The sequence below is a fragment of the Sphaerochaeta sp. S2 genome (assembly GCF_016406725.1).
GTDB lineage: Bacteria > Spirochaetota > Spirochaetia > Sphaerochaetales > Sphaerochaetaceae > Sphaerochaeta.
This window is the reverse complement of record NZ_JAEKNT010000026.1, coordinates 1-9,779: the sequence shown is the minus strand read 5'-3', so window position 1 is coordinate 9,779 and position 9,779 is coordinate 1. Positions and strand designations below refer to the sequence as shown.

General features: G+C 50.8%; 8 protein-coding genes and 1 pseudogene. All 9 read right to left on the bottom strand.

Annotated features, from left to right (window positions below):
* A pseudogene (locus JF818_RS00650) lies at window positions 1-478 on the bottom strand (hypothetical protein); the annotation flags it as partial.
* Complete coding sequence (locus JF818_RS00645; RefSeq protein ID WP_198890072.1) at window positions 475-2,022, bottom strand: glycoside hydrolase family 5 protein; 1,548 nt, start codon at window positions 2,020-2,022, stop codon at window positions 475-477. The pseudogene JF818_RS00650 and the gene JF818_RS00645, both read right to left, overlap by 4 nt.
* Window positions 2,023-2,026: 4 nt before the next feature.
* The gene (locus JF818_RS00640; RefSeq protein ID WP_198890071.1) at window positions 2,027-2,869 is read right to left on the bottom strand and encodes a carbohydrate ABC transporter permease; all 843 of its coding nucleotides are present in this window, start codon (window positions 2,867-2,869) and stop codon (window positions 2,027-2,029) included.
* Window positions 2,866-3,753 carry a carbohydrate ABC transporter permease gene (locus JF818_RS00635; RefSeq protein ID WP_198890070.1) on the bottom strand — a complete coding sequence of 296 codons (888 nt, stop codon included), beginning with the start codon at window positions 3,751-3,753 and terminating at the stop codon, window positions 2,866-2,868. The genes JF818_RS00640 and JF818_RS00635 overlap by 4 nt, the downstream gene beginning before the upstream one ends.
* A gap of 76 nt (window positions 3,754-3,829) precedes the next feature.
* Entirely contained in the window at window positions 3,830-5,092 is a 1,263-nt protein-coding gene (locus tag JF818_RS00630) for an ABC transporter substrate-binding protein (protein WP_198890069.1), read from the bottom strand.
* A 96-nt stretch (window positions 5,093-5,188) separates the two neighbouring features.
* On the bottom strand, window positions 5,189-6,280 hold the full coding sequence (locus JF818_RS00625) for a response regulator (protein ID WP_198890068.1): 1,092 nt from the start codon (window positions 6,278-6,280) through the stop codon (window positions 5,189-5,191).
* Window positions 6,277-8,022, bottom strand: coding sequence for a sensor histidine kinase (locus tag JF818_RS00620; protein WP_198890067.1), 1,746 nt, complete (start codon window positions 8,020-8,022; stop codon window positions 6,277-6,279). Before JF818_RS00620 ends, JF818_RS00625 begins: the two co-directional genes overlap by 4 nt.
* Before the next feature lie 83 nt (window positions 8,023-8,105).
* Window positions 8,106-8,936: a transposase gene (locus tag JF818_RS00615; protein WP_198890066.1), complete on the bottom strand. Its 831-nt coding sequence runs from the start codon at window positions 8,934-8,936 to the stop codon at window positions 8,106-8,108.
* Between the two features lie 150 nt (window positions 8,937-9,086).
* The gene (locus tag JF818_RS00610) at window positions 9,087-9,740 is read right to left on the bottom strand and encodes a magnesium chelatase domain-containing protein (protein WP_255528420.1); all 654 of its coding nucleotides are present in this window, start codon (window positions 9,738-9,740) and stop codon (window positions 9,087-9,089) included.
* Window positions 9,741-9,779: the final 39 nt, after the last annotated feature.

Genomic DNA, 9,779 nt, shown 5'->3' with positions numbered 1-9,779 from the left:
CGCCATTACTCTTCATCCACGCCGGTGGTGACCAGGGAGTCAAATAGAGCTCAATCCTCTTGCCTGCGACCTGGGAGGCTCTCTTGATCCAGGGAATGATGTAGTGCAGGTCATGCGCATCGAACTGATCCCGATCTAGATACACCCTCCCCTGTTCCCTGGCACAGGAACTGTACGGAGTAAGGGAGAAGTCACAGCTGTCAATCGGGGAGCGGACCCATTGGTAGTGTAAAGCAGAAGACGAAAAACAATCTTCAAGAATCTGCGCCGAGACATCTGCAGGGAGCGTTTCCAAGACATGTCCAACGGACTCTGTTATCGCACACCCAAATCCCTTGAACCTCTGGTACTCGATCTCGGGGAAGATGGTGAGACACTCCTTCTCAATTTCATCCCTGTCAGGACTGCTCTCCAAGTCAAACTGCTCGTGTTCTATCCTTCCCTGTATCCAGAACGTTTTCTCTCCGTGAATTCTCATACTCCACTCCCTTTGATCGTAATGCTCTTCAAGTCGAGAGATCCTTTGGTAAGGCCAATACCTACACAGTGGCTACCCTCAGGGAGTTCCACAGAAAAAGCATTCTCCTGGGAGACACCTCTGGGTAGTCTCTTGTCGACCGTGAGTGTGTATTCGCATTCCCCATCCCCCTCACCTTCCACCTGTATGGTGTAAGAGCCTTGTTCTCTGACAATGAAATGATAAAAGAGCTCTTCAGCTGGCCTTAGAAGGACATACAATGCATCATTGCTGTCCTGTGGTTCTCCAGCAAGTTTACGGTAATTGACTTCACCACGGTGCCCATCACGGAAGAGGATGGAGATGGGGTCCCCACTACGCACCTCAGCTCCAGGGATCCTCTCGTATCGGCTTCTATAGGCATCGTACCACTGCGCAGGGATCGTGAGGGGAGGAGTGCGGAGAATGGCATGGGATACTTCATCCAGGAAGCATGCTCCTTCCATGATGTTGTGAAGAAGCTCATCAAACTGCTTTCGTGTCTTTTCCTGATTCTCCCACCCCTTTGGGGCAGGAAAGGATACAGGTGAGTTGGTACACGCCATCTTTTTATACGTCCAGAAGTTCCAGGATATCTCGTGGGAGGTGTAGAGAGAGAAGGCTGCGGTGTACCACTCAAGGTTGTTCTCTCCGCCCTCCCCCATGAAGATGGGGACTTGCAGTCTTTCCCCCATATCAGCATAGGAGAAAATGCTCTCCCAGTCGGGATTGCTCCAATACTTATGGAACTCCAAGAGGTAATTGGTGTCGATAGGCTCACCTTTCAACGCTTCGAAGGGAGACCAGTCAGTTGCCCAGTGCAGTCCTTCCAGGATGATGATATGTCGCTTATCAACCTCCCGAATTGCCTTGGTGATGTCCCGATAGAGGGGCATGAGCCTGTCATTGTATGCACCATGCCACTGGGGCAGTGGTTCGTTGAGCAAGTCGTACCCTGCGATTACAGACCTGTCATGGTATCTGCTTGCCAAGGCTCTCCAGAGAGCGATGCATTGCTCCCTATAATGGTCTTCGATGAAGAGAGAGGGGATATCATGCTCACTATCATCGATATTCTCGCCTGTCTGCCCGCCTGGGGCGCCATGCAAGTCGAGAATACAATAGACATGATACTTCTCACACCACAGGAGCAGCTCATCAACCTTCCTGATTACCCGCTCGCTGAAGACTGGATCATTGGCTTCATTAAACGTACAGAGGGTCCGGCTATTGAGAGGAAGCCGTATGGAGTTGAAACCCATACGAGCGATATAGGAAATATCATCTTCGGTAATATAGCTCTCGAGATAGCGTTCCCAAAAACTAGTGGCATAGGAGGCACCACATACTGTCTCAACAAGCTCTTCGATGCGCCTTGGCCGGTCGTAGGGTTTCTCCAGCTTCCACATGTATCCTTCGGGAAGCATCCAACCCCCAAGGCCAACCCCCTGCAGGAGGACAGCGTCTCCTCTATCGGTAACCATTCGCTTTCCATCGGTTTTGAGCCACGGTAGTTGTTTGTTCATGCCATTATCCTTTGAGTGCACCTTCGGTGATACCTTTGATGATGTGTTTCTGCAGCAGGACGTACACGATGATCATGGGCAGAGCTGAGAGTATGAGTGCACTCAGGATAGCGGGCCAATCGCTTGCATACTTGCCGAAGAGCATATTCGTAGAGAGCAACAGGGTGTAGCGGGAAGGACTCTGAAGCATGATCAGGGGAAGGAGGAAGTCGTTCCACATCCATAGAAGGTTCATGATGCCGATGGTTGCGGTTATGGGGAGCAACAGGGGGAACACTACATTCTTGAATGTCATCAAGAGATTGCAACCATCGATGCGTGCAGCATCCTCTAGGTCGAGGGGAATTCCTTTCACGAATCCGTGGTACATGAATACTGCCATACCCACTCCAAGACCGGAATAGATCCAACCCATGCCCCAGAGGGTGTTGGAGAGATGCAGTACGGTGGCGATCCGATAGAGGGGGATCATGATGGCATTGAAGGGAATGAGCATAGAGAGGACAAAGAGCGAGAAAATGGCGGTACTCAGTTTTCCCTTGAACCGACACAACGCCCAACCAGCTATAGAGGAGAAGAAGACAATACCGGTAAGACCAGCCGTTGAGATAAAGGCGGAGTTGAGGAGACTCCTGAAGTACCGCATGCTCTTGATACTCCTACCATAGTTTCCAAACTCAAGATGCTCCGGCAGTGCAATGATGTTCGTAAAGATCTCTGAACGGGTCTTGAATGAGTTTACCAGGGCAAGGACCAAGGGAAAGAGACAGAACAGTGCATAACTGATCAAGAGAGCAAATATGAGGATTCTCCTGGGAGAGTATCTTGTATCAGAGGTATGGTTCATAGTTCCTGCTCCCTTCGCTTCATGACGGTGAGCTGGATGCTGGTGATTACCAAGACGATTGCAAAGACAATCAAGGACTTGGCTGTTGCATACCCGAAGCGGTTGCTGTTATTGAATGCCTCTTCATAGATGTTGATGGCAACTACCTGGGTTGCCCGTCCCGGGCCACCTCCGGTGAGGGTATAGACTACATCGAAGACCTGGAAGGCATTGTTGAGGGTGATGAAGAGACAGATGGTAAAGGAGTGAGCGATCATGGGAAGGGTGATGGAGCGAAGCCGTTGAAACGGTGTAGCCCCATCAACAATTGCCGCTTCATGGAGAACCTCTGGGACTCCTTGGATTGCTGCAATGTAGATGATCATGATGTAACCGGTACCTCCCCAAAGCGCTACGGTGAGAATGGCGTAAAAGGAGAAGGTAGGGTCCCCGATCCAGGAGTGGTCAAGGAATGACCATCCCCATGTATCTGCCATGTAGTAAAGCACCTTGGTGAAGATGAAGTTCCACATAAAGCTGCCGATGACCAGGCTGATCATATTGGGAAGGTAGAAGAGTGTTCTGAACACACCCTTCCCTCTTCTCTGGCTCTCAATGCCCAAGGCGAGTAGGAGTGCGAGTATATTCATCGCTACGACAATCCAGATGGTGTAGCGGAAGGTAAAGAGAAGCGAGTCCCAGAAATAGGGATCGGTGGTGAATATTTCCCGGAAATTCTCAAGACCGATAAAGGGCTTCTTCGGGTTAATCCCATTCCAGCTGGTAAGACTGTACCAGAACCCCATTACGGCGGGTATGATCTTCATGGTTATGAAGACAAGCAGGGCTGGTGCGGTACAGGCTAGAAGCTGCAGGTTTCGTTTTGTAGCGTTTTGATGAGCCATACGGTATTCCTGTAGTATTCGGTAGGAGAAGATGACGCCTGCAGCAGATGCTGCAGACGTTCATCAAAGTGTGGCGTTACTGGGCCAAAGCCTTGTTTGCGGCTTTGAATGTCTGGTCCATGATCGTGATAAACTGGTCAACGGTTACTTGCTTCACATAGAGGCTCTGCAACAGCTTGCCCTGTTCATTGGTCACGGCCTGGGGAAGGACCAGGTCCATGTAGGCTCTGCCTTCGGCAACGTACCTGGAGGCATCCTTTGCCCAGTCGTACTGGTCGTAGTCGTGACAGGAGGCAACCGGGTTGAACTTCAACGACTCATAGAGTGCTGAGGAGTCCTTATCATCGAGGATGTAGTTGGCGAACTCCATTGCCATCTCTTTCTGTGGGGTGTCTGCGTACACGGCCAAGGAAGTGGTGGTGGCAAGGTTGACTCTGGTACAATCTTCGTTGTTGTTAACCGGGAGCGCCCCTACACCAATCCTGATCTCAGGATTGACTGATAGGATTGATTCTGCACTCCAGGTGCCCTGGATGTACATGGCGGCCTTGCCATTGGCAAAGTCGGCAGCGCCCTGCTCAGAGCCGGTTTCCATTGCCCTGGGGGTCCCATTGCTCATGACAAGATTGATCATCTCGAAGATGTCTGCAACCTCACGGTAGGAACCCTGGTCGGCGTACATTCTGTCCACCCAGTCGGGGATTTCGCCGCTGACTTTGCCTCCAAGCAGGAGAGCAGTCATCAACTGTGGTACCCACTGTTCCTGGAATGCCAACTGGAAGGGAGTGTAGCCGTTTTGCTTGAGTACCCGGACAACTTCTTTCATCTCATCAAGTGTATCGGGGGCAGTGATCCCACATGCTTCAAAGATGTCCTTGTTATAGAGGTAGCCCCATACGGTGCTTTCAAAGGGAACCGCATACACTTTCTCGTCCACCGAGACAGAGGTCCTTACATCAGGATAGAGCTTTGCTGCAAGTGGTTGTGAGCTTAGGTCTGCAACATAGCCTGCTTCGACGTAGGTCGGCAGGTCAGCTGTGGCATGGAGGGTGAAGAGGTCGGGAGCATCATTCGAGGAGAGCCTGGTCTGGAGGATGTTCCGGTACTGGTCTGAGCTTGGCATCTCGAGTTCAACCTCGACCTCGATACCCTTCTCTTCAAGCATCTTCGCTTCGAACTGTGCAACATAGGCTTCCATCTCCTCGGTAAAGCGAGGGAAGCTCATCATAACGTTCAGGGTGACTTTCTTTGCGGGGGAAGCTTGTTCCTTTGTTCCTGCGCCGCTGAGCAACATCATGCTGATGCATAGCATCACGAGCACGGTAGTGAATTTTCTCATTGTCTTCTCCTTTTTCATGGTTCTGTATGTTCAGCCTAACGCAGGATTGGGGAAAGACATTTGCCATGGTTAATCACGTGTATTGTCTACGTATAATCATCTTTCTGATGACTCTCTCATTGCACCCGGGGTTATCCCATAGAATTTCTTGAAGACTTTATAGAAGTGGGAGATGTCGATATACCCGACAATCTCGGGTATTTTCGACAACGGAATATGGTACTCGGTAATTAATTCCTTTGCCCTCTCCATCCTTAGTCCCAAGAGATACTCCGAGAAGGTGACAGTAAGGTCCTTCTTGAACCGGGAGCTCAGGTACTCCTTGCTGACCGAGAACATGGTTGCAATCTGCTCGAGTGAGAGGTTCTCCTGGTAGTGGTCATCCAAGTACTGTTTGACTGGCCTGATATCGAAGTGATGCAAACTCTGGTTCTCGCTGACTTTCTCTTCGATCAAATGGGAGATCACTTCCAGATAGTGTTTCCTCAGGTCGGAGAAGGTACATTGCTCTCCAACTGCGAAGGAGAGCAGATGGGGTGCCATCTGCGACCCTGAGGAGATCAGATACTCCTCAATGATCGATTGGAGGTCATGGTTCATACGGATGAGGACTGCCAACCTGACCGATGCCTCACAGTGAAGGTAGAGTTGTTCGAGTTGGGAGAGGGCGTGCTCGATTCCTTTTGATGAAAGGGTCTCCAAGGAGTAGCCGACAGAGTCGCGAACACTCTTGTACTGTTCGAACCAATTCCTGTCCACCACCTGCATGATGGTGGTCTCCCTCTGGGGTCCTCTTGTACGTTGTTCTGTTCTCAGCTCCAGGGAACATCGTTTAAGGGCTGTATTGAACTCATCAGCATTGATCGGCTTGAGGAGATAGTCGATCGCTCTACTGGCTACGGCCTGCTTGGTGTAGGTAAAGTCGGTGTACCCGCTGATGATAAGCACCTTGGCCTTGCTCTTCTGTTCATCAAGGACCCGAAGCATACGAGCACCATCAAGACCTGGCATCTTCATGTCTGTGATAATGAGGTCCGGAGAGAGCTCCTTGATGCACTCCAGTCCGGAGTGCCCGTCTGATGCTTCCCCTACTATGCGAAAGCCGAACTCCTTCCATTTGCCAATTCGTTTGATGGTGTCCCGAGTCCAGGCTTCGTCATCAATGACGACCACGCTCAATCCTCTCACTGCTTCCTCCTACGTATCTCACAGACCAGTTCGATTGTGGTTCCCTCTCCTTTTACACTCCTGACGGTGACTCCGTCATCAATGCTGGAGGTCAGACGAATCCGTTCATTGACATTCATTAGACCTATATGCTCTGAGGTGGCAATTGAGCTGATCAAGGCACCTGTACGTAGGGCTTTCAGCTCCCGGTTTATACGCTCTACTTCTAGTGGTTCCATACCAGATCCGTTGTCCTTCACGATGATGTGGAGTTTCTCTTCATCACTGAAGGCGATGATGGAGAGCTTCCAACTACCGCTCTTGGTTTCGAAACCATGCATGAAGGAGTTCTCAACGATCGGCTGGAGCAGGAGTTTTGGGATCAAGGCACTACGTACTTCTGGGGAAATACTGAAGGAAACACTCATTCGGTCATTGAAGCGTTCTTTTTGGATGAAGAGGTAGTTGTCCAAATGCTTGAGTTCCTCATCGAGGGAAACAAAGGGTTCTTTGAAGTCCATGGAGTACCGCATAAGGGAGCTTAAGGATTCTGATATCCTGTAGACTTCATCACCACCTTGGGAGAGGGAGATGCTTCCTATAAGCTGGAGCGTGTTGTGGAGGAAGTGGGGGTTAATTTGGGCTTGCAGGGCGTTAATCTGTGCTGTCTTGCTCTGGAGGGTAATGTCGTACTCGTTACGGATCAACTGACGGATCCGTTCTATGAAGGCAGCAATATGATGTTCGAGTACCTTTACCTCATCGGCTGACTCTTCATCCTCTTCCAGTATCAAGGACTCGAGCTCGATGTTCTTGACTCTCCTGGCAAGGCCGACGACGGGCTTGCTGATAACAGAGGAGAGAATGGCGGAGATGGCTACTGAGACCAATAGGCTGACCAGACCGAGGATAAGACCGGTATAGACGGTGGGGAGGATCGAAGTGATAACTTCACTCTTAGGAACAACCTTGATAATGCTTAATGGTTCCTGTTGGTCGAAGGTGGAGAAGATGATGTTCCCATCCTTCTCAGTGTAAAAGACATCGTTGACAATCTTGAAGTCCTCGAGGGCGATCAGGTTCTCGAGGGAGGCTTCTACCTCTGGTACTGCCATCAAGAGTGCTGCTTCATCATTGATGATGTAGAGTTGTTCATTCTCATAAATCTGCAGGGTGGAGAGGATCTGGAGGAAGACTTTGTCTCGTACGGCTGCCGATTGCTGAGCGAGTAGCTCCCTGTCGGGAAATCGATGGATGTTGTGCACAGCCAGTATTCCGTCTTCACTGGGGGTGAAGAAGAGGTTGGTCTGTAGTTTTTCAGGACGTATGAGGATTGGCTGTTCAGGGGAGCCGATCGTCACGCGGGCACGGTCTGCATAGATTTCCTGGTTCTGTGTGTTGAAGACTATCTTGATGTAAGAGAGAGAACGGGTAAGGTTGAGCTTGGTCAAGAGCATGTCACGAATCTGGGAACTGTTCTGGTAGGTTCCCCTTCCTGCATACTCTTCAAGGACTGCATCCTTGAATCCTTGGTCGAACTCCATGGAGTAGTAGAGGTCTTTGAGTTCCGTGGAAAAGTTACTGAGTTGTTCCTGGGTCCAGTTCATGCCTTCTGTGTTAACCCGGATGGTATCTTGGTAGATTCTATTGTAGGTGTTGAATGATGCAAAGGTGGTGATGATCAATACCGGGATGACTGATATAGCCAGCATGGTGAGAAAGAGACGTTTCTTTATTGGTAGTGCCTTGCGGTTCTTCTTCATTCCAGTGAAACGACCCTCCCCCTCTAATCATCAAGGATGATTCTACCAGCTCAGCATCGTGGAGTAAAGGAAAGGCAGGTAATCTATGGTGTATGCTTTTGCAAGCGATCTTGCTTGCTGATCCGCCTCACGGTTTCATGGCTGACATGAAGAAAGCTGGCGATGTCCCTGAGGGCATGGCCGTCAGTAACTGCAACATGGACAAATTGGTTCCTGAGTTCCCTGGAGAGCGGGGACTTTGCCCCTGAGACAACCATGGCACGAAGATCCTCAAGGTTCCGCTTTGCGAGTATCCGGTCAAGAAGACAGGAGAGTCGTTCCCTGGTCTCCTCCCGCTTGTCGATGATGGTGGCAAAGCCAACCTGTGGGGTCCATTTTTCATGTTCGGTGCACTGGATATAACGCTGCAGTGCAAGGGAGGGGTCTGGGGAGAAGAGGGAGAGCAAGGTTGTTCTGGCGATTATATAGGTATTTCCAGTGCACACTTCTGTATGACCGCTCCATCGGTATGCAGAGGGGGTGGCAGCCAGGCCGGCTTTGACAGGGTTCTGGACTATGTAGCGGATGATGCTGAAGAGTTTATGGGTTTCCGTTACAAGGTAGCTCTTGTAGCGGTCTCCATAGATGGTGCCGGTTCGGTTGTACCGGCTGTTGTAGTAGAGACTGTAAGTACGGTTGAGAAACCAGATTATGGAGGACAAGGGTTCACTACCGACCTTGATGAGGAGGTGGTAGTGGTTGTCCATGAGGGCGTACTGGAGCAGGAGTGCATCGTGGGTGGTCAGGGCGGTGGAGAGGAGACTGAGAAACTCCTTCTTGTCGCGGGTGTTCTCATAGATGTAGTTCCTGTTGTTGCCTCGTTGGATGACGTGATGGATGGTCCCTGGTGTGTCGTTCCTCTTCCTCCTTGGCATATGATCAAAGGCCTCCTATCAGGTGCCACCTGCCATCAGGGCGAAATATAATCCTGCCGGAGAGTTCCATTTCTGTAAGGCACTCCATGACAGAGAGGCTCAGATCAGGGACCATGTCCACAATCTCGCTGGTGGTGAGTGGGTTACCGTTCAGGGCCAGGATGACATCCTCCTCATCGGGATGGGAGGGAGAATGGTGGGGAGCAACCGGGCCATTAGCGTCTTACCAGCTCCAGGTATGCCTACCAAGAGGAGGTTGTGGTTTCCTGCAACAGCTGCAGCAAGGTAAGGAAGGATGTCGTCATGTCCGACGACGTCGATGAAATCACCGTCATTGCTGGCTTTTTCCTGAAAGATGGGGTCCTGGTCTGTTTTATGGGGAGAGAGATGCAACCGGCCTTCCAGGTATTGGATTACTTCTGTGATGGTACCACAGGCGATGATGTCCAGGTCCTTGACCAGGGAGGCCTCATTGGCACAGTCCTTTGGTACGATGAGTTTCTTCCATCCCATGCGGTGTGCCTGGATTGCCATGGGCAGCACACCGTTGAAGCCGACAAGGGCCCCTGTGGTGCTGATTCCCCCAACACAAGCTATTTCCTGCCAGCCCTCGATCCTTGGCCTGACCTGCTTCGATTCAACCAGGAGACCAAGGAGCATGGGAAGATCAAGATAGGCTCCCCTCTTGGGGATGTCACTGGGGCTGAGATTGACTACGACTTTCTTTGATGGGTAGGCATAGGAAAGTTCTTCTGTGCATGCTTCCATCCTGTCCTTTGCTTCCTTACTTGTTGAATTTGGCAGGAAAATGCAAAGTCCTTTGGACGAGAGAGGTTACGACTC

What these genes read in the sequence shown, in the direction of transcription:
- JF818_RS00645 (WP_198890072.1), bottom strand. Translation starts at nt 2,022, where the DNA reads ATGAACAAACAACTACCGTGGCTCAAAACCGATGGAAAGCGAATGGTT.
- JF818_RS00640 (WP_198890071.1), bottom strand. Translation starts at nt 2,869, where the DNA reads ATGAACCATACCTCTGATACAAGATACTCTCCCAGGAGAATCCTCATA.
- JF818_RS00635 (WP_198890070.1), bottom strand. Translation starts at nt 3,753, where the DNA reads ATGGCTCATCAAAACGCTACAAAACGAAACCTGCAGCTTCTAGCCTGT.
- JF818_RS00630 (WP_198890069.1), bottom strand. Translation starts at nt 5,092, where the DNA reads ATGAGAAAATTCACTACCGTGCTCGTGATGCTATGCATCAGCATGATG.
- JF818_RS00620 (WP_198890067.1), bottom strand. Translation starts at nt 8,022, where the DNA reads ATGAAGAAGAACCGCAAGGCACTACCAATAAAGAAACGTCTCTTTCTC.
- JF818_RS00615 (WP_198890066.1), bottom strand. Translation starts at nt 8,936, where the DNA reads ATGCCAAGGAGGAAGAGGAACGACACACCAGGGACCATCCATCACGTC.